This window comes from Cyclobacterium xiamenense, from assembly GCF_042140265.1.
Taxonomy (GTDB): domain Bacteria; phylum Bacteroidota; class Bacteroidia; order Cytophagales; family Cyclobacteriaceae; genus Cyclobacterium; species Cyclobacterium xiamenense_A.
This window is the reverse complement of record NZ_CP159481.1, coordinates 5,188,464-5,208,619: the sequence shown is the minus strand read 5'-3', so window position 1 is coordinate 5,208,619 and position 20,156 is coordinate 5,188,464. Positions and strand designations below refer to the sequence as shown.

At 45.9% G+C, this 20,156-nt stretch carries 19 protein-coding genes; 9 read left to right on the top strand and 10 right to left on the bottom strand.

The window, feature by feature from the left end; translation table 11 throughout:
• Positions 1-297: 297 nt before the first annotated feature.
• Positions 298-1,098: an MOSC domain-containing protein gene (locus ABWH99_RS21235; RefSeq protein ID WP_375583789.1), complete on the bottom strand. Its 801-nt coding sequence runs from the start codon at positions 1,096-1,098 to the stop codon at positions 298-300.
• A gap of 195 nt (positions 1,099-1,293) precedes the next feature.
• On the opposite strand from ABWH99_RS21235, the gene dnaK reads away from it, so the two are divergent.
• Positions 1,294-3,225 (top strand): molecular chaperone DnaK, encoded by a 1,932-nt coding sequence (gene dnaK / locus ABWH99_RS21230; protein WP_375583788.1) that lies wholly within the window; start codon positions 1,294-1,296, stop codon positions 3,223-3,225.
• A gap of 111 nt (positions 3,226-3,336) precedes the next feature.
• Positions 3,337-3,711, top strand: a complete 375-nt coding sequence (locus tag ABWH99_RS21225; RefSeq protein ID WP_375583787.1) for a co-chaperone GroES — start codon at positions 3,337-3,339, stop codon at positions 3,709-3,711.
• A gap of 102 nt (positions 3,712-3,813) precedes the next feature.
• On the opposite strand, the gene ABWH99_RS21220 is transcribed toward ABWH99_RS21225, so the two are convergent.
• The 3 genes from ABWH99_RS21220 to ABWH99_RS21210 all read right to left on the bottom strand — a co-directional run bounded on the left by ABWH99_RS21220 (position 3,814) and on the right by ABWH99_RS21210 (position 7,023).
• Positions 3,814-4,113: a hypothetical protein gene (locus ABWH99_RS21220; RefSeq protein ID WP_375583786.1), complete on the bottom strand. Its 300-nt coding sequence runs from the start codon at positions 4,111-4,113 to the stop codon at positions 3,814-3,816.
• Between the two features lie 307 nt (positions 4,114-4,420).
• Positions 4,421-5,587: a porin gene (locus ABWH99_RS21215; protein ID WP_375583785.1), complete on the bottom strand. Its 1,167-nt coding sequence runs from the start codon at positions 5,585-5,587 to the stop codon at positions 4,421-4,423.
• 125 nt (positions 5,588-5,712) lie between these two features.
• The gene (locus ABWH99_RS21210) at positions 5,713-7,023 is read right to left on the bottom strand and encodes an ammonium transporter (RefSeq protein ID WP_375583784.1); all 1,311 of its coding nucleotides are present in this window, start codon (positions 7,021-7,023) and stop codon (positions 5,713-5,715) included.
• A gap of 1,128 nt (positions 7,024-8,151) precedes the next feature.
• Between ABWH99_RS21210 and ABWH99_RS21205 the strand changes: the two genes are divergently transcribed.
• Positions 8,152-8,913: a DUF6733 family protein gene (locus ABWH99_RS21205; RefSeq protein WP_375583783.1), complete on the top strand. Its 762-nt coding sequence runs from the start codon at positions 8,152-8,154 to the stop codon at positions 8,911-8,913.
• Positions 8,914-9,059: 146 nt separating this feature from the next.
• Here ABWH99_RS21205 and hemB read toward each other — a convergent pair whose 3' ends face one another.
• From hemB to rocD, 3 genes are all read right to left on the bottom strand, one after another.
• Entirely contained in the window at positions 9,060-10,028 is a 969-nt protein-coding gene (gene hemB, locus ABWH99_RS21200; RefSeq protein ID WP_375583782.1) for a porphobilinogen synthase, read from the bottom strand.
• Positions 10,029-10,093: 65 nt separating this feature from the next.
• Positions 10,094-10,750, bottom strand: a complete 657-nt coding sequence (locus ABWH99_RS21195; protein ID WP_375583781.1) for an HAD family hydrolase — start codon at positions 10,748-10,750, stop codon at positions 10,094-10,096.
• Entirely contained in the window at positions 10,750-12,036 is a 1,287-nt protein-coding gene (rocD, locus tag ABWH99_RS21190) for an ornithine--oxo-acid transaminase (RefSeq protein ID WP_375583780.1), read from the bottom strand. The genes ABWH99_RS21195 and rocD overlap by 1 nt, the downstream gene beginning before the upstream one ends.
• 209 nt (positions 12,037-12,245) lie before the next feature.
• Here rocD and rpmB point away from each other — a divergent pair, with 209 nt between their 5' ends.
• From rpmB to ftsY, 4 genes are all read left to right on the top strand, one after another.
• Entirely contained in the window at positions 12,246-12,488 is a 243-nt protein-coding gene (gene rpmB, locus ABWH99_RS21185; RefSeq protein WP_375583779.1) for a 50S ribosomal protein L28, read from the top strand.
• Between the two features lie 37 nt (positions 12,489-12,525).
• A complete protein-coding gene (gene rpmG, locus ABWH99_RS21180; protein ID WP_092174477.1) occupies positions 12,526-12,708 on the top strand; it encodes a 50S ribosomal protein L33 in 183 nt (60 codons plus the stop codon).
• Positions 12,709-12,742: 34 nt separating this feature from the next.
• Complete coding sequence (locus ABWH99_RS21175) at positions 12,743-12,895, top strand: DUF4295 domain-containing protein (protein WP_073095466.1); 153 nt, start codon at positions 12,743-12,745, stop codon at positions 12,893-12,895.
• A gap of 90 nt (positions 12,896-12,985) precedes the next feature.
• The gene (gene ftsY / locus ABWH99_RS21170) at positions 12,986-13,942 is read left to right on the top strand and encodes a signal recognition particle-docking protein FtsY (RefSeq protein WP_375586612.1); all 957 of its coding nucleotides are present in this window, start codon (positions 12,986-12,988) and stop codon (positions 13,940-13,942) included.
• 275 nt (positions 13,943-14,217) lie between these two features.
• On the opposite strand, the gene ABWH99_RS21165 is transcribed toward ftsY, so the two are convergent.
• The 3 genes from ABWH99_RS21165 to ABWH99_RS21155 form a co-directional block, all read right to left on the bottom strand.
• Positions 14,218-15,783 (bottom strand): SulP family inorganic anion transporter, encoded by a 1,566-nt coding sequence (locus tag ABWH99_RS21165; protein ID WP_375583778.1) that lies wholly within the window; start codon positions 15,781-15,783, stop codon positions 14,218-14,220.
• Positions 15,784-16,118: 335 nt separating this feature from the next.
• Positions 16,119-17,462, bottom strand: coding sequence for an adenylosuccinate lyase (gene purB, locus ABWH99_RS21160; RefSeq protein ID WP_375583777.1), 1,344 nt, complete (start codon positions 17,460-17,462; stop codon positions 16,119-16,121).
• Positions 17,463-17,594: 132 nt separating this feature from the next.
• The gene (locus ABWH99_RS21155) at positions 17,595-18,329 is read right to left on the bottom strand and encodes a DUF4397 domain-containing protein (protein ID WP_375583776.1); all 735 of its coding nucleotides are present in this window, start codon (positions 18,327-18,329) and stop codon (positions 17,595-17,597) included.
• A gap of 203 nt (positions 18,330-18,532) precedes the next feature.
• Here ABWH99_RS21155 and ABWH99_RS21150 point away from each other — a divergent pair, with 203 nt between their 5' ends.
• Both ABWH99_RS21150 and ABWH99_RS21145 read left to right on the top strand, forming a co-directional pair.
• Complete coding sequence (locus ABWH99_RS21150) at positions 18,533-19,633, top strand: 2Fe-2S iron-sulfur cluster-binding protein (protein ID WP_375586611.1); 1,101 nt, start codon at positions 18,533-18,535, stop codon at positions 19,631-19,633.
• Positions 19,633-20,139 (top strand): hypothetical protein, encoded by a 507-nt coding sequence (locus tag ABWH99_RS21145; RefSeq protein ID WP_375583775.1) that lies wholly within the window; start codon positions 19,633-19,635, stop codon positions 20,137-20,139. Before ABWH99_RS21150 ends, ABWH99_RS21145 begins: the two co-directional genes overlap by 1 nt.
• The last annotated feature ends 17 nt before the right edge of the window (positions 20,140-20,156 follow it).

Genomic DNA, 20,156 nt, shown 5'->3' with positions numbered 1-20,156 from the left:
GGTTTATTTCAGCGTCAAGCATTTAAATTTCGTGCCAAAGGTAAGAATTGTTTTTTAACGAACCCCTCTTTCCCTTTTAACAACGGTATTTCCAGATAACCGAAAACACATGGAAATTGTTTCGTACCTATTTTTCAGCGCCTAATATTAATAAAAATGTATTTAAAATACTACGACCAGCTCCCTAAAATTTATCAACGGCAACGTTCTAGTAAAGAATTAGCAAAAGGGGTGCACCGGTTTTTGGAAATTTCACCCTCACTGTGTATACAATCTACACAGTACTTGCGGAAGGTATTAACACAAACGAATGGTGTCGCCCAAGGCGATGTAGCCTTCCTCCAGGGCGATCCCATTTTGCCCAAAAAACACGTTACCTCCCTTTTTCCTGTATTTGGATAGGGTATAAAGGGGCTCACTCCCTTTTGTTCCTTCGTCCTGGTCCACGGTGGTCATGACACATCTCCCGCAGGGTTTGGTGATTTTGAACGGTACAGCGCCAATATGAAATTCGTCCCAGGCGTCTTCGACGTAGGCGGGCCCTCCGGAAAACACTAAATTTGGCCGAAAGCGATTCATGGGCACGGGAGTAGCCAGTCGTTTATTCAAATCATTCAGAGAAGATTGCCCAATAAGCAAGAACGGCATGCTGTCGGCAAATCCCACGTGTTCCCCGTTAACCTGGTATTTCTTTTTAAGCCAGCGTTTGTGGTCGGAACTTATTTTCGTTAGTCTGCAGGAAACACGAAGCATGTCTGAAAACCATTCGTCTGCGGTCGGGTCTACAAGCAAGGCATCGATTTGGTCCTCCCAGATTTGTACTTTTTGCAATCGACCCGAATCTCCCGAAAGGGGAATACGAAGTCCGGCATCGGCTTGCTGTTTGTGACTGATATGTAGGGATTCCTCCTGTAGACTGACCTGAAGCAGGGCCATTTGGGGAAGGTTTCGCTGACTCATAAAGTTTCCCTCCTGGTCTACCAACATCCACTGACGGTCGTATTGAAGCCCGGAGGATAGGACCTTACTTCCCGAGAGCGCGATACCGCCGAGAGATTTTATCGGATAAATATAAAGTCCGGACAGGGTTCTTTTCATGCATAAGAATGGGTTAAGGCGTAGCAAAACACCGGATCAGCGGGTGAAAATTACTAATAAAAGCTGACAAACCGCATCTGAAAACTGTCACAAATTATGACAATGTGGCATTAATTCCGGCATTCATCTACTTGGCACATTGGTTGTTGTTCTTGTTTTCGTAGAACAAATGAAAACGATAAAATAAATATAATTATGGGAAAAATTATTGGTATAGACTTGGGTACGACCAACTCTTGCGTCGCAGTAATGGAAGGTAGTGAGCCCGTGGTCATTCAAAACAGTGAAGGTAGAAGGACCACTCCTTCTATCGTGGCATTCTTGGACAACGGAAATGGAGAGAGAAAAGTAGGGGATCCTGCCAAACGGCAGGCCATTACAAACCCGTCAAATACCATTTCTTCTGTAAAACGATTTATGGGAAAAAAATTCTCCGAAATCTCAGAAGAGCGGAAGCATGCTTCTTACAAGGTGGACCAGGGTCCCAACGATACCGTTGCCATAAAAATTGGCGACCGTTCCTATACGCCACAGGAGCTTTCTGCGATGATTCTTCAGAAGATGAAGTCCACCGCAGAAGATTTCCTGGGACAGGAGGTGACCGAAGCGGTAATTACCGTGCCAGCCTATTTCAATGACTCGGAACGGCAGGCGACGAAAGAAGCAGGACAGATAGCAGGCCTCGATGTGAAACGAATCATCAACGAACCTACCGCAGCTGCGTTGGCGTATGGCCTGGATAAGAAAAACCAGGACATGAAGATCGCCGTGTACGATCTGGGTGGAGGTACGTTTGATATATCCGTCCTGGAATTGGGAGACGGGGTATTTGAAGTGAAATCGACCAATGGAGATGTGCACCTGGGTGGAGACGATTTCGATCAGGTAATCATCAATTGGCTGGCAGACGAGTTCAAGGCGGAGGAAGAAATAGATCTACGCAAAGATCCCATGGCGCTGCAGCGTTTGAAAGAAGCCGCTGAAAAAGCGAAAATAGAACTTTCCAGCTCTTCAAGCACGGAGATCAATCTCCCATACATCACTGCCACGCAGTCTGGTCCAAAGCACTTGGTTCGGAATCTTTCGCGTGCGAAATTCGAACAACTTTCCGATGATCTGGTAAGACGCTCCATGGATCCGGTACGAAAGGCGATCAAGGACGCGGGCCTTTCTCCCTCCGACATCGACGAAGTAATCCTGGTCGGTGGTTCCACCCGAATCCCTAAGATTCAAGAAGAGGTGGAAAAGTATTTCGGGAAGAAGCCGTCAAAAGGGGTAAATCCGGATGAGGTAGTAGCCATTGGTGCAGCGATTCAGGGAGGCGTGTTAACGGGTGAAGTAAAAGATGTTTTGCTCTTGGATGTCACGCCACTGTCCCTGGGAATTGAGACCATGGGTGGTGTGTTCACCAAACTGATTGAATCCAATACGACCATTCCTACCAAAAAGTCCGAGGTATTCTCAACAGCAGCTGATAACCAGCCCGCAGTGGACATCCATGTGCTTCAGGGAGAACGATCCATGGCCAAGGACAACCGAGCCATCGGAAGGTTTCAACTGACGGACATCCCTCCAGCGCCACGGGGAGTGCCTCAAATTGAGGTAACCTTTGATATCGATGCCAACGGCATTCTAAATGTATCGGCAAAAGACAAGGGTACCGGTAAGGAGCAGAAAATCAAAATTGAAGCGTCCTCTGGTTTATCTCAAGAGGAGATCGACCGAATGAAGAAGGAGGCAAAAGCCAATGCGGCCACAGATAAGGCTGAAAAAGAGAAAATCGATAAGATAAATCAGGCAGATAGCCTGATCTTCCAAACGGAGAAACAGTTGAAGGAGTTTGGCGACAAGCTCTCCGATGGCAACAAGGCTGCGGTAAACGAAGCGTTGGAAAAGCTGAAATCGGCTCACCAAAGTCAGGATATGGCAGCCATTGATTCAGGAATGGAAGCGTTGAACACGGCATGGACTGCCGCGTCTCAAGAGATGTACAACGCTTCTCAGGGCGCGGAAGGGGGCGCTTCTCAGGGCGGTTCGACCGGCGCCGGATCTGCAACGGATGCTTCTTCGGGAGATGGCGTATCTGATGTAGACTACGAAGAAGTAAACGAAGAAGATAAAAAGTAAGCTGCCTTCATCAGTTACTGACAATGAACATAATGGCGTCTTCACGAAGTGGAGATGCCATTATTTTTAATCTGAACAGCAGTATTTAGTTTTGGCTAACAACAATCCAATATGCAACTGACCTCTGAAAATAAATTAAAAAAACTCATCATTGTGGGAGACCGCCTGTTGATCAAATTAAAAAAGCCGGATCAAAAAACCTCGAGTGGGTTATACCTGCCACCTGGGGTTCGGGAAAAGGAAAAAGTACAGCAAGGCTATATCATTAAAGCAGGGCCTGGATACCCCATTCCGTTGCCCGTGGAAGAAGATGAGCCCTGGAAGGACCATGGCGAAAATGTAAAATACATTCCGCTGCAAGCGAAGGAAGGGGATTTGGCTGTTTTCCTTATGAACGGTGCTTTCGAGGTCATTTATGAAGGCGAAAAGTATTACATCGTTCCGCAAAATGCAATTTTGATGCTGGAGCGAGAGGAAGATTTATGAAAATCAGGTCAATAGTGCCATAAAAAAAAAGCGCGCGAAAAACCACTAAAGGTTTTTCGCGCGCTTTTTTTGCTTGCTGAGGCATGGTCACCTTCCGGTATATTACTCGTTTTCCCAAGCCTTGCGATTTTTTGCTTTCGGCCCCGTAATTCGCTCCCGTTTTCTCAAATTTGTTGCCGCTTCCGTTTTTTTCACATTCTTTACCCGGTGTTTTTCGTTTTTGTAGGCAGGTCCTTTACTGTCTGCTGCCTCCATATTTACCAGCAAGACACCATTCCTGGCTTGCTGTTTCCATGGTTTATAGTTTTTTGCGGCAGGCCCTTTGAGATCCTCGTGGGATTGGGCATGTGATACATTTAATGTAAGAAAAAGTGCAGCTAACAACAATGTGAACCTGATCATCGTACTGTTTCGTTAAGTTTATAATGATTCCTTATTTACCTATACGTATTCCGTAGTAGAGGTTGTGTTTTTTCAGGTTAAAATGAACGTAATTAATTAAAAAATAAAATTATATACTGACAAAACTAAATTAACGATAAAAAATTAGTTTATTATCAAACCGAAATTGTCAAAAAATGCAGAAAGTCCAACTTGGAAGGGTCGTTTTTGAAGCGGTTTTGAAATCATCACTGTAAAAACACAAAAAACCGCAGTTTTTTTGAAACACTGCGGTTTTTTGGCAATTTTTAAGAAAAAAAACAGAAATTTAGAACGAAAAGACGGCCGCGAGGAGAAAAGAGGTCAGATTACTGGCGTTTTCATAGTTATTGTTCAAAAAGAAGTTTTCCGACATGGAGTCAAAGCGCACCTCTGGAATCAGGGTAAGGTTGTTCATTACCTTTGCATTTCCAGAAAGTGTAAAAGCAAAGACATTTCCGTCACCTAGGTTATTAAGACCGACTACGCCTTCCAAACCATCGTTGAATACGCTAAAGTATTCACCTCGAGCACCCAACGAAAACACTTCGGATGTAGCAAATTGAAGGTAGCCGGCGACACCATAGAATCCGTAGCCATCCCCGGTAGCGTCCTGAATGGTATTTCCATTAAGGACTTGTCCGGCGGATGTGGTGTTATAGGTGGCATTCAATCCCGCATAAATCGATTCAGATAGGTCATACCCCGTGGTAAGGTCTATTTGGAAGGTATTTCCTTTAGACGCATTGCCAAATGAGGAGACGGTGTTCATATCAAGTCGTCCGTCCTGGTCTCCATACAGTACATTCAAGTAGGTACCCCCTGCATCGGTTGTGTAGGCCAATTGACCGCCAAGGGTATAGGATCCGATATTATTAAATTCGGTAACATCTGTCGGGTTCATTAGTGATGCCATCAGCGACCAGTTATCGGAGAGCTGAAAGTCTGCTTTTAATCCGGTATGGGAAAATGGACCGTACGAAAACATATAGGATGTTGAGTAATTGAAATTACCCGTGGGAGAAATAACCTCGTATCCCAGATAGGTATTAAAGTTCCCGATAGTGAACGTCACGACATCGCTTGCGTTCCAATATACGTACAACTGATTTACTACCTGAGAGCTTCCGGCTTCGAAGGCAGCGTATAACGGAGATCCGGATACGGCATCTTCTCCTCTGGGTCCGAAGACCAGATCTGCCACAAACCCTATTTTTTCACCTTCGTAAGCCGCTATGATGTTGGCCATACCTATTGAAAAACCCGGTAGGTTAGCGAAGGAAGTGGCAGGTGACTGATATTCGTCTCCTTTGTTCGGAGCATTAATGTTTGTTCTGAAATAGGCATCAACAGATCCTGAGAGAGTTACCTTTGGTGTTTCGCTCGCTTCCTGTGCGTTGACGAGGGTCAGCGTTGAAAAAAGAACGAATAGTACTAGCAGTTGGAACTTTTTCATTTTATTTTTAAGAGTTAGTTGACAATAAGTTGACTGATGAAGAACCCCTGCCCACGTACAAAGAGGCTTCAATTTCTTTCGTGGGCGGGGTTCTGTTTTTTATTCTCTAGGGGGTATTTTGCTTTTTATTCGTCGTATACGATCGTGTATCCGCGAATTCCGTGTTCGTGACTATCCAAGCCGGATCGCTCGTGTTCCTCGGAGACGCGTATGCCGATCGTTATTTTTAGGACATAAAAGATGACAAGGGCCGATAGAAAGGCGACCCCGCCGCAAATGAGCACACCAATTAATTGCGTTAAAAATGTGTGGTCCGGATTGTTTGAAAATAACCCCACGGCCAGCGTGCCCCACACGCCGCAGGTAAGGTGGACGGAAACGGCTCCAACAACGTCATCTAATTTTAGCTTATCGAGGAATACAGCAGAAAGTACTACCAAAATCCCTGCGATAAATCCGATTAGCAGAGCGAATATTGGACTGATGACATCTGCTCCCGCCGTAATTCCCACCAATCCTGCGAGGATACCGTTCAGTACCATGCCCAGGTCTAGCCGCTTGAAAGTTAGATAGGCCGTTAAGAATCCGCCCAAACCGCCGGCACAAGCACCCAATGAGGTGGTTACCAAGACCAGTGACACCAATCCTGGATCCGCTGAAAGCACGGAGCCTCCGTTGAATCCAAACCAACCTAACCACAACAAGAAAACGCCTATTACAGCTAGAGGCACACTTGAACCGGGTTTTTCGATGGTTTTGCCATTGACATACTTACCGATTCGTGGTCCTACCATGATGACACCTGCCAATGCTCCCCAGCCACCTACAGAATGCACGAGGGTGGAACCCGCGAAATCATAAAACCCCATCGCGTCAAGAGCGCCGCCGCCCCACTTCCAACTACCAATGAGTGGATATACCATTCCAACAAAAATTACCGTAAAAACTAAATATGCCCAGAGTTTGACTCGTTCGGCGATGGCTCCGGATACAATGGTAGCTGCAGTAGCTGCAAACATGGCTTGGAACAAAAAGTCTGTCCAATACGTGTATCCGGCGTCGGCATATGCTGCACTGATGTCCGCATCCGCTGGATTAAACCAGAACATCGTCCAACCAGCACCGTCAAACCCAAACCAGCCGGGTACCTCGAACCCCGGGTACATCAGAAAGAAACCGATCAGCGCATACGATACGATACCGATAATCGGAGTGACGGTATTTTTAAAAAGAATATTAACCGTGTTTTTGGCCTGACCAAATCCGGCTTCTACACCGGCAAATCCTAAATGCATAATAAAGACCAATGCTGTTGCCAACATCATCCAGACATTGTTGGTAGTCAATAAGTTTTGGGTGATCGCACTACCGTAATCCATTCCCTCAGCAACCGCAGCCGCGTTAACCTGAGTTAAAATTGGGAAAATACCTTCCATAGAATCCATAATTTATAGAGTGAACAATAACTTGCGCCATTTTAGGTACGAATGGCTCCATATGAATACGTAATATGGTTTAATTTGTAACCAAAAACAATTGGATATATGCGGATATTCCGTATCATAGATTAAAAAAAGACTTTAAACAATAATATATATGCTAAAATGATAAATATTGGTTAAAAAACGATCGTTCAACAAAACCGATTGAAATTCTAAAATAGTACCAAAAACAACCCTTTTTTTCTATAAAATATATTAATGAAAAATAAAATATGTTTTATGTCAAAAGGAGGGCGCCTACGAATAATCTACAGATGGTTTGGATGGAAATGATGATGTAAGTTTTTTTAGAAAAAATATTTTTTCGATTTTGATAAAAAAATTTTTTTTCATTAGTGTTATTTTAAAAAATAGCTCCTTTTCATTCATATTTCGCAACTCAAAGCGTGCTGGCTGATTTTCGCAAGGAAGAGTGATCCATCAAAAATCAGCTTCTTAGCGAAGTAGGTATCGCGACTTTTTATATTTTTTTTCAAAAGGTTCGGTTGGTAGGATGCTTCCGAGGGATGCCTTGTCTGGCATGTTGCTTCGGCGAAGCTTCATCCTCTCTGGCTAAAGCGATGTCTGAGATAGACGATCCCTGGTGTCCGACGTTGGGTAGGAAGAACTCGTTTGAAAGGAAAGGTGCTCATCTTCCCGGATAATTCAATCCATTCCGATCGGTAGTAGATACGGTTTCATTTTTGACTTGTAGCTTCCGGAGATACTTCAATATGTATTACACTAGTGTTAAAACGAACAGAAATCAAGTAACTAAATAATTTTGATTAACTAGTAAAATAAAAAATTAAATACTAAAAAATGGTTTTTTTTTTCTGGAAAGGCTACATTTTTTCACATAATTATTCCGTTTGTATACTTTGTGTAAAGGTAATAAAATGACTAAAAAAATTAAAAAAGACGAATTAAAGGTCATTTCAAGTGAAAAAAATAGCAAAAAATGATTTTTTTTGCAAAATTGATCATTATAAAATAATTTTTTCTCATCGTATAACCCTGGTTATTTCAAAAAATAATTTTGTTTTACCAACATTTTAAAAATTAACCTTAATTATCAAAATTATGAGAAAAATTAACAATCCAACTTTAATGAAAGGCATTCTATCGCTTTCATTGTTTATAATCATGGCAGTAGGTACTGCAAACGCTCAGAGCGAAACGTCAGATAAGTTTGATTTCACAATCACTGTCAATTCTGACCAATTTTTTGGTTTCTATCCGTTTTTTGCCGGATCTTATGCGGTTAGTGAAACCTCCGCATTTACATTTTATGGTATTTTGTGGTCCGGTGGTACCGGCGGTGTACAGGGATCCGGCGGGGGCTGGGGTAACTGGACCGAGTTTGGTGTCGGGATGAACTTCGATGTAGCAGATGGTCTGAGCGTGAACCCGCAGATTGGTGTTACCGGTGGTAACTTGCTATCTTCAGGGACAGCAGGGCCAAGCATTTTCGGCGACGGTATCGTTCCCAACCTAACGATTGGTTTGGATAAGGCAAAAACCGAAGGAGAAATCTACTTTGGTCTGTATTCTCCGCTTCGAGACGAAGCGCCTAGTGGGGGAACAACCCTGGCATACATTCACTATTGGACGAACTTCGGTGTGAAAGCTTCTGATTTCTTCTCATTGGGCCTTCACTACGAGCACCTGATCAATTCCGGCGGGTCAAACGTATCCGAGTCAACAGATGTATACCAGTGGTTTGGTCCGTACATTCAGTTTGCAGATCCGAATGGAAAAGCATTCGCAAGACTATCTGCGGGCGGAGACCTGGTGGAAGGAAACGACTCGTTTTTCAAGGTAACTACCGGTCTTAGTTTCTAAGCCTGTGTCACCATCAAAAAAAGGAGTCCGCCTAGCGGGCTCCTTTTTTTGTTTGCCCTAGTTCCAGCAGGCAGAAGCCTTGGTGCATGAATGTATGCTTGCTAACTGGGGCTTCCTTCTGTTTTGGGATACAGCATGCGGACGTATTAGAGTCCGATTTGAGCCGCTTCTTTGGCAAAATAGGTCAAGATGATTTTAGCTCCAGCTCGTTTGATGCTGAGCAGGGATTCGAGCATGGCTCGCTCTCCGTCCAGCCAGCCGTTTGCCGCAGAGGCCTTAATCATGGCGTATTCGCCGCTGACATTGTACGCAGCGATGGGGAGTGGAAATTGCTGGTGAAGAAGCTGAATGATGTCCAGGTAGGCCAGTGCGGGTTTTACCATAAGGAAATCTGCCCCCTCCTCCAGGTCCAATTGACCTTCGATCAGGGCTTCCCGGCTGTTGGCCGGATCCATCTGGTAGGTTTTTTTATCACCAGATTTGGGAGCGGAATCAAGAGCGTCGCGAAAAGGATTGTAAAAAGCGCTTGCGTACTTGGCTGTATACGACATGATCGAGACTTCTTTGTAGCCGTTTTCGTCCAGCAGTTTCCGAAGATAGCCTACCCGTCCATCCATCATGTCCGACGGACCAATGATGTCCGCACCTGCCTTTGCCTGGGCCAGAGTCATTTTTCCCAGAATTTCCAGCGTTTCGTCGTTGAGGATGCGTCCATTTTCGACCAGTCCATCGTGTCCGTCGGAATTGTAAGGGTCCATGGCCACGTCGGTCATCACGCAGGCTTGCGGAAAGTTTTGCTTGATGGTCCGCAGAGCCTTCAGGTAGAACGTATCTTCCCGGTAGCTTTCGGTGGCGAAGCGATCCTTTTTTTCTTCCGGATACGCTGGGAAAATGTCAAAAGCCGATATTCCAAGCTGTAAGCAGGAATCAATTTCTTCCAACATCAAATCAAGCGAATACCTGTAAATCCCTGGCATGGAATCTACCGGTACTTTTTGATTGATCCCGTCGATCAGGAACAGGGGGAATATGAAGTCGCTGACGGCTAATCTGGTTTCCTCTACCAATGATCGAATGGCTGCGGATTTTCGGTTTCGGCGTGGTCGTCTAAGCATCACGGATTGTTTTCTGGGTGGGTAAATTGTGGCAAAGAGTACAAGGTGGAAGATCGGGATTTTTCTCAGGACAGCAGTTTTGATACCGTTTCGGGATCAATGTCACGGTAATCACGTATGTAATGGTCGCAGGGAGGCAAATCTTCTTTGGCATGGGAAGAAAGTACACCCACCACGCGCATACCGGCATTTCGAGCCGCGGATACCCCGGAATGAGAATCCTCAAATACCAGGCAATGGGCCGGGTCCACTTCCAGTAGTCGAGACGAACGAAGGTACACTTCCGGATCCGGCTTGTGTTTGCTCACATTTTCGCTCGCCAGCACCGATTCCATACTGGGTCCAAACCCCAAACTATTCATGATCAAATCCAGGTTTGCCCGCGGGGCAGAAGTAGCGACCCCGGTTCGGTATCCTGCTTTTTTCAATGCATGGAGAAAAGGCAGGAATTGGGGTAAGGTTTCTACCTTATCTGCATAGATTTCACGAAACAAACCTTCTTTCTCGTTTTCCAGTTCAGCGAATTCATTTCCGAAGATCTCCCGACCCAGGAAATGGGCAAAAATATACTTATTGCTTTTCCCATACATGTGCCGGGCAAACTCTTCCTCGGTAGGATTTAGGCCCCGTTTGCCAAAAAACACCCGAAACGCTTCCGAATGAAACGGATTGGTATGGCAGATGACCCCGTCCATATCGAAAATGATGGCTTGCTTTTTCATCAGGTTTTCTTTTTGGGAAGTGACAAAATGGTTTTTTCGATAATGTCGCAGCAACTGTGCAACTCTTCCAGGTTCATTACGAGCGGGGGTGCAAAACGGATGATGTTCCCATGGGTAGGTTTGGCCAGCAGTCCGTTTTCCTTTAAGGCCACGCAAATATCCCAGGCAGTGCTGCTGTCCGGGCTGTCATTGATCACGACGGCATTTAGCAGGCCTCTTCCCCTAACCAGGCGAACCCAATCCGATTTTTCAGCGAGCAATTCCATGCGTTTTCGAAATACCTTTCCCAGGGAACGGGCATTTTGAGACAATTTTTCATCCCGGATCACTTCTAGTGCCGTCATGGCAATTTTGGCGCCTAATGGATTGCCACCAAAGGTGGAGCCGTGTTGTCCCGGGTGAATCACCTCCATGATAGCATCGTTGGCCAACACGGCAGAAACCGGAAAAAACCCGCCGGAAAGCGCTTTGCCCAGAATCAACACATCAGGGTTCACGTAGGTTTCCTGTTTTTCGCAATGTCCCTGACAGGTGCAATTGCCACACACAGCCAGTAACGAACCGGTTCTGCCAATTCCGGTTTGGATTTCGTCGGCCAGTAAGAGTACCTCCCGTTCCTGACAGATTTTTTTTGCCTGCATCAGGTAGTCTTCGTCTGGAGTGTTGACGCCTGCTTCCCCTTGAATGGGTTCGATCAGGAAGGCCACCGTTTCCGGATTAGCCAACAGGGCGGCTTGAAGTGCCGGAAGGTCGTTGTAAGGAACCCGTATAAAACCCGGCGTGTAGGGCCCGAAATGATCCCGGGCGTTTTTATCACTGGAAAAGGAGATAACCGTGGTGGTTCGTCCATGGAAGTTGTCCTCCGCAACGATAATTTTTGCCTGTTGCTCGGCTACTCCCTTTTTCTCATAGCCCCATTTACGGGCTATTTTTATGGCGGTTTCCACAGCTTCAACCCCGGTATTCATGGGGAGTACCTTATCGAAACCGAAGTAATCGGTAATGTATTTTTCGTAGGGTCCCAGCACATCGTTGTAAAAGGCCCTTGACGTAAGGGTCAGGGTGCTTGCCTGCTCTATGAGGGCTTCTTTTATACGAGGGTGGCAATGGCCCTGGTTGACCGCCGAGTAGGCAGATAGGAAGTCAAAATACTTTTTTCCTTCTACGTCCCATAGGTAGACCCCCTCGCCCCTGCTTAGCACAACCGGTAAGGGATGGTAGTTATGGGCGCCGTAGCGGTGTTCCATTTGTATGGCTTCTTCACTTGAACGGATCTCCTGCATCATGGATTTCTTTGTTTACGCGTTTCATGCGGAATATTTCTTCCCGATGGGGCAAATATAAGAAAAGCGATCCGGAATCAGGAGGCTATACCAAAAAGTTGGCAGGCAGGGATTTATTAAATATTTATGAGTGCTGCTTTTGTTATTTAATGAAATCTTCCGATATTTGCAAACCCAATTGAAAAAGTAAAACAACACGGATACAAGATATCATGGCAAAAATTTGTGACATAACTGGTAAAAGACCTCAGGTTGGAAATAACGTATCACACGCCAATAATAAAACCAAGCGTAAATTTTACCCTAACCTGCACAAGAAGAGCTTTTACATCCCGGAAGAAGATGCCTGGATTACGTTGAAAGTATCCTCTTCTGCCCTAAGGACGATTAATAAAAAAGGGATCAGTGCGGTGCTAAAAGAGGCGCAGAAAAAAGGAGATATCGTTATTAAGTAAAGGTAGTCCTTCCAACCACACTAAATCATACGAAGCAATGGCTAAGAAAGGTAATAGAGTTCAGGTGATCCTGGAATGTACGGAACACAAACAGAGTGGAATGCCCGGCACTTCCCGGTACATCACTACCAAAAACAGGAAAAACACAACCGAGCGCCTGGAATTGAAAAAATTCAATCCCATCCTGAAAAAGGTAACGGTGCATAAGGAAATCAAATAATAACGCTCCCCAGGGAGGTAAATCCAAACGAATTATGGCGAAGAAAGTAGTAGCAACACTGAAAAAAGAAGGTGGTGTCTCGTATGCCAAAGTAATCAAAGCCGTCCGGTCAGAGAAGACTGGAGCGTATACCTTCAAAGAAGAAATGGTTCCCAGTCCCATGGTACAGGAAACCCTGAAAAAATAAGGATAATCCCAGCTTTCAAGCATGGATACATCCCTTTCGGTTCCAATCGAAAGGGATTTTTGCGTATATTCGGACGATAGAAACGTACTTATGGGAATATTTGGTTTTTTTTCTAAAGAAAAAAAAGAAAGCCTGGACAAAGGGCTGGAAAAGTCCAGCGAGAATCTTTTTTCAAAATTGGGCAAGGCCATTGTGGGCAAGTCCAAAGTGGATGAGGACATCCTGGATGAATTGGAAGAGATTCTCATTACTTCCGATGTAGGCGTGGTAACCACGATCAAGATAATTCAGCGGATTGAAGCCCGGGTAGCCCGGGATAAGTACGTAACGACTTCCGAGCTGGATGTGCTGCTGCGGGAAGAAGTGGCCGGTTTATTGGAGGAGAACAATACACAGGATCTGGAGAACTTTGATCTTCCAGAAGGTGAGCGACCTTACGTGATCATGGTTGTAGGTGTCAACGGAGTGGGAAAAACGACCACAATCGGAAAGCTGGCGCATCAGTTCAAGCAGGCGGGTAAGTCGGTGGTGTTGGGAGCGGCCGATACCTTCCGGGCCGCAGCAGTGGATCAACTGATCCTTTGGGGGGAGCGGGTGGACGTGCCGGTCATTTCTCACGGAATGAATACCGATCCTGCTTCCGTAGCTTTCGACACCGTAAAAAAAGCAGTGGAAATGAAAGCCGATGTGGTAATCGTGGACACCGCAGGCCGTTTGCACACGAAAATAAACCTGATGAATGAACTGACGAAAATCAAACGGGTGATGCAAAAATTCATACCAGAGGCTCCGCACGAAATTCTACTGGTTTTGGACGGCTCTACGGGACAAAATGCATTTATTCAAGCCAAAGAGTTTACAAAAGCTACCGAGATCAGCGCATTGGCCATTACAAAGCTGGACGGGACTGCCAAGGGAGGGGTGGTGATCGGTATTTCTGATCAATTCAAAATCCCGGTAAAGTACATCGGGGTGGGAGAAAAGATGACCGATTTACAAGTGTTCGACCGTAGGGAGTTTGTGGATTCACTCTTTAGGAAAAAGTAAGTTGTTCCAATTTGCACCGTCTCTGAGTATACTCGGGAGCAAGGGGCATCCTCGCCCTGGTGGTTAAAAATGTAGCGTCCATCTACTCCGAGTCCACTTGTTTTTGCACTTTTTGGTCGCCTGGCTCCCGGTTCAGTAGTGCCTCTTTAAACGTTACGAAAAGGTTCTTTGTTTGCATCCAGGCTAACGCTCCCCTTGGGTTGTTGTGGAACCATTCCAATCCCTTTCAGGCATTACACGGAGAAAATGCCTTGTCATCGGCTTCATTGCTTGCATCAGTTCAATACAGACGCATTTTCATCGTTATCAACATTGATGACTTCTACCGTAATATTCCTGTCCCTGGCATTGGTTTGAAAATCCCGGATGACTTCGATCACATCGTAGTCGATGATTTTCGAATTGCTGCCATCGATGATCACCTTTTTGTTGTCGCCCACATGTTTGAGGGTTTTTATCAGAGACCCTTTGTTTAGGAAACTTACCTCTTCTGCAAGGATAATGTGTACGGTGCTTTCGTCGGCTTCTCGGGAATCTTTGAAGAAGTGCGAATTTTTATAATTTCTCATCAGGATGTACACGATGCCGACGATCATGCCCATACCGATGCCTTTCAGCAAGTCAAAGAAGATAATCCCCAAAATTGTAATCAAAAATGGTAAAAACTGATCCCAGCCCAATTTGAACATGGATTTGAATAAGGATACTTTGGCAAGCTTGTACCCGATAACCAGCAATATGGCTGCTAAACTGGCCAAGGGAATTAAATTCAGAAGATTTGGGATAATCAGTACGCTAAGTAACAACAAGACGCCATGAAACACCGCCGACATTTTTGATTTGGCGCCAGAATTGATATTTGCAGAACTCCGGACAATAACAGCGGTAATGGGCATACCCCCCACCAAACCATTCAGTAGGTTTCCCGCTCCCTGGGCCAAAAGCTCCCGGTTGGGAGGTGAGATCCGCTTGTGGGGATCGATTTTATCTGCTGCCTCCAAGCTTAGCAGGGTTTCCAAACTGGCAATGATGGCAATGGTGATAGCAATTACCCAGACGTCCGGGTTTCCGAGTCCGGAAAAATCCGGAAAAAACAAGTGCTCCCTCAGACTGGAAAAACCAGTAATCTCCGGAAGGGTTACTTTGTCTTCAGAGTCAATGTACAAGCCCGGAACTACGTATTTAAAAAACTTATTCACCCCCACACTAAGTAAAACGGCCAAAAGCGGGCCGGGAATGAATTGAAGGAAGCGATGCTGTTTGATTGCTGGCTTCTCCCAAAAAATTAAAATAAGCAAGGATACCGCCGCAATGATTACAGCGCCGTATTCGATGGAATTCTGAAGCGACTGTAGGGCAGTGACTGCCTGGAAATCGTTTACAAGTGGTATAAAATCCTCCACCAATTCGCTGGAATTGGTGCCAAAGACAAATGGCAGCTGTTTGATTATCAGGATTATTCCGATCCCAGCCAGCATGCCCTTGATTACCGATGTCGGGAAATAGTACCCAATTACCCCAGCCTTGATGATACCGAGAACCAACTGAATGCCTCCAGCGATCACCAGTGCTGTGAGAAAAAGATCGTAGGCTTGCAGGTCTTCAATCGCATTCAGTACAATCACTGTCAATCCGGCAGCAGGTCCCGAAACTGCGGTGTGTGAACCGGAAAGAAAGCCCACGACAATACCTCCGACAATTCCCGCAATCACTCCGGAAAAAAGTGGTGCGCCCGAAGAAAGCGCTATCCCCAGGCACAAAGGAAGCGCTACCAAAAACACCACCAGACCGGCCGGTAAATCTGAGCCTAGATTCGAAAAAAGTCCATGTTTACTTGACATAATGTACGGGTTACTTCTCTGAAATGGGGTATGGGCTATTGGCATTTTTGCCATTTTGTACGTTTCCTCGCCCATCCGGTGGCCTTTGGCGGAAACGTCCCGATACAAACTCAAAATTATGATTATGGTTTACATAAGCAAATTTTATGCAAAAGGGTTCAATAAGGCAACTATTTCGAGAAGATTTTTACCAAAAGGCCGGGGGAAATTACCGCAGCCCTCGGTATTTTAAAAAAGGGGAGGGGTACAGCTCTCCGGAAGGGTACAAAAATCCGATTCAACGAAAAAAATAGTATATTTGCAGGCGGGAGACTCGTACACCATCTTATTCACGCTTACCGGCCCGTGTAGGTGAAGGGACTAATCGCTTTTAGTTCGTTTTTAATATCCTCAGATACCTCTAATCCGTCGATAAACGTTCCGATACGTTGCTCGGTAATGGCCTGATTCGTTCGGGTGAGTGCTTTCAAGGCTTCGTAGGGCTTTGGGTATCCCTCTCTTCGTAAGATGGTCTGGATGGCCTCTGCCACCACTGCCCAATTATCCTCCAGGTCCTTGTTGATAGCAGAGGTATTTAATTCAAGTTTATCCAGCCCTTTTTCCAAAGATAGAAAGGCAATAAGCATGTGGGCCAGAGGAACCCCCAGCACCCTGAGTACGGTACTGTCCGTAAGATCACGCTGTAGTCGACTAATGGGTAATTTTCCCGACAGGTGTTCCAACAAGGCATTGGCAATGCCCAGGTTGCCTTCGGCATTTTCAAAATCAATCGGGTTTACCTTGTGAGGCATCGCAGAGGAGCCTACTTCACCGGATCTGATCTTTTGTTTAAAATAATTCATGGCGATGTATTGCCAGGTGTCTCGGCTAAAATCTATCAGAATCGTGTTGATTCGTTTGAGGCCGTCCATATGGGCTGCCAGGTGGTCGTAATGCTCTATTTGGGTAGTAGGAAAGCTCCGTTTCAGGCCTAACCGGGTCGATACAAATTCATCGGCAAACTGTTTCCAGTCAATATGTGGATAGGCCACGTAGTGGGCATTCAAATTTCCAGTAGCTCCGCCAAATTTTCCCGCATACGGAACCCCCTGCAGGAGGGTCACCTGCTCCGTTAAACGCTGAACAAAAACCTGTAGTTCTTTTCCGAGACGGGTAGGAGAGGCGGGCTGCCCGTGTGTTTTCGCGAGCATGGGTACCGCTTCCCATTCTTCGGCTCGTTGTTGAATTTTTTTCTGCACGTTTTCCAGCGCAGGGAGAAGGATGGCACGACAGCCATCCCGGTACATCAGGGGTATCGCGGTGTTGTTGATATCCTGAGAGGTGAGGCCGAAATGAATGAATTCCGAAACCTGCGCCAATCCCATTTCCGCAAACCTTTCCTTTAAAAAATACTCCACAGCCTTTACATCGTGATTGGTGGTTTTTTCAATATCTTTGATTGCCTGTGCATCTTGTTCATTAAAGTTTTTTTCGATCTGCCGGATAGCGGGAAAGGCGCCTTTGTCTACTTGCGCGAGTTGGGGCAGAGGGAGCTCACATAGGGCAATAAAATACTCTATTTCGACAGCAATCCGGTAGCGAATAAGGGCAAACTCAGAAAAATAAGCCATCAAAGGGCTCGTTTTGGAGGCGTACCTTCCGTCAATAGAGGAAATAGCAGTGAGTGGGGAAAGAATCATAGGTTTCGTTCGTCCGTCTAATGGAGTTGCAAAATTAAACGATATTTGTCAAAAGGCGAACCACCTGCCTTATTATTGTTTAAATAAAAAAGCCCCCGTTTGAATGGGGGCTTTCGGTATCCGATAGGCTGGTTAATAGTTGGGGTAGTTTCGGACCAATTGCAGCCGAAGACCTTGCTCCGACTCCCCGGCCGCTTGTTTTTCGCCACGGACGATCAATGTGTAGATCCGGCCTTCTCTAAGGTTTACATCGTTCAGCCGGGCCCATTCTTCGCTTCCGTCGGTGGCCATGAGGGCCAGGTCCCTTTCTCCCGCCGGTACATTGATAAAGTCCGTGATTTCCATGAACCCCTGGTTGGAAAAGAGGGGCTGAGCCAGGTCCGATTGGTAGATAGCAACCTCGGGGCTATCCGAAGAAAGGTGTACCAGGCGAATCAAGGCGTTGCCAGATACGGGCAAATCCAAACTGTCTTCTGCAAACAAGGTTTTGATTTGCCCCCCATCTTCGGTCATGAAAAAGGTATAGGCTTTTTCTACCTCCAGGTTTACGGCGGTATCCAGTAGTGATTGATCCGTGGTGGGGTCCTGAAACGAAAAATCTCTCCTACCGGTATAAAAATACCAGTAGTCGATGTACTGGCCGAAATCAAAATGCCTTCGATCGTAAATCCGATCGTCCACGGTGATCTTGATTTCCTGATCCACCTTTGTTCCATTAAAAAAAGAAACATAGGCGGTCGGGGTGTTTTCCAGGGATTCATCTTCCATATTCAGGCATGAGAAGCATTGTGCCAGCACGAGTACCGTGGCCATTCCTTTCCAAAGCGTATTTAACTTTTTCAGATACATTATTGATTGGGATGTCATACAATAGTTTGGTTGAGTCATTTGTTCCCTTTACGTGAAAAGTTCCGAAAGTGCGACTAATTCGTCTAAAAAAAATAATTCCCGGTTAGAACCATAACGGCGTTGACCGGGTTAGGATAATGATGGTATTTTCCGATCCCGTTGCGGCGGCATCGGACCGTTGGGTTTATGCAGAAAAACCGTTCATTTTATCTACAATAGCGATGTTGTTTAATCTATTCAAAAAAAACAAAGAAGAGGCAGACACCAAAGAAGATGCCTATCTCACCTTGCGCATACGGGAGACCGTTCGCGAAACTGCCGATACGCTTACAGTATATTTTGAGCAGCCCGAACCTTTTTTGGACTACAAACCAGGGCAGTTTCTGACCCTGATTCTGGAGTTGAACGGAAAGCAGGAACGCCGTTCCTACAGCCTTTGTACCTCTCCTTTTGTAGACCCTTTTCCAGGAATCACGGTAAAACGCCTTGAAGGGGGACTGGTTTCCAATCACATCAACGATCAGTTTTTTCCGGGCAAGCGCGTAACCGTCATGAAGCCGTTGGGTAATTTTGTTTCGGATTACCACTCGAAAAATCGGCGGATATACGGCATGATCGCCGGAGGAAGTGGCATCACTCCTATCATGGGAATCATCAAGACCATCTTGGTAAACGAGCCCCTTTCCATAGTCCATTTGTTGTATTGCAGCCGTTCTCAGGACAGTATCATTTTCAATGAGGCGATTAAAGGTCTTCAGGAGAGTAATCCGGGAAAATTGATCGTGGCGCATCAATTGTCTCAGCCTAAGGAGGGCTGGGAAGGAGCTTGTGGCAGGTTAGACAAAGGCAAAGTGGCGGCATATTTTGCGGAACAGCTTCAGGATCCGGGTTTGGAATCGCGTTTTTTTATCTGCGGACCTGAGGGGATGATGCGTAGTTCTCAGGATGCCCTGGCCGAACTGGGGGTTCCTGCGGAGGCCATTCGAACGGAGAGTTTTTATCTGGAAAAAGAGCAAACAGTGGCCGAAGAGGACACGAAGGACCTGGTAAGCAGACTTGTGACGGTGGTATTGGAGGGAGAGGAGCATGCTTTTGACGTGGTACCTGGCAAGACGATCCTCGAAGCAGGCCTTGACGAGGGCCTGGACATGCCGTATTCGTGCCAGAGCGGCTTGTGTACCGCGTGTCGGGGTCGGTTGATTGCCGGTAAGGTGACGATGGACGAAGATGCCGGTTTGAGCGAAAAGGAAATTGCCGAAGGATTTATTCTTTGTTGCTCCTCCAAACCTGCGGATTCCGAAGTAAAAGTCCGGATCGAGTGATGGACAGGGAGGAACAACTCATCCAATTGAAAAAAGATTTTAGGCTGCTTGAGCGAAACGTGCTGTTACTGATCGCCGTACCACTTTCTTTTTTTGCTTTTGCGTACCTATATTCCAGCAGCGATACCCTTTCTTTTGATCTTCCGGTATTGCCTCAAGCACTCAATTACCTGGGGCTGTCTTTGGTCGGGCTGCTTTTGGTAATGCAGCAATTTGGATTTGAGGGACGAATAAAGGTGGTAAAAAAGAGTAATTCAGACCTGCACCAGCGGGTAAAAAGCTACGCACGCGCCACGTTTCTTAGGTACTGGCAATTGTTTTGGGTGGGCATTATCAGCGCATTGGGGTTGTTTTTTTATGATAATCCTGGATTTACCGTTGGATATGCCCTGACGCTGGTTTTTGTATCTCTGGGCAAACCCACCCCGCATCGCATTGTGACTGTATTGCAGTTAAAAAAGGCCGATAAAGACCTGGTCTATCAAATCAATAAGCGGGATGAATGACAGACCAGGTCATGAGT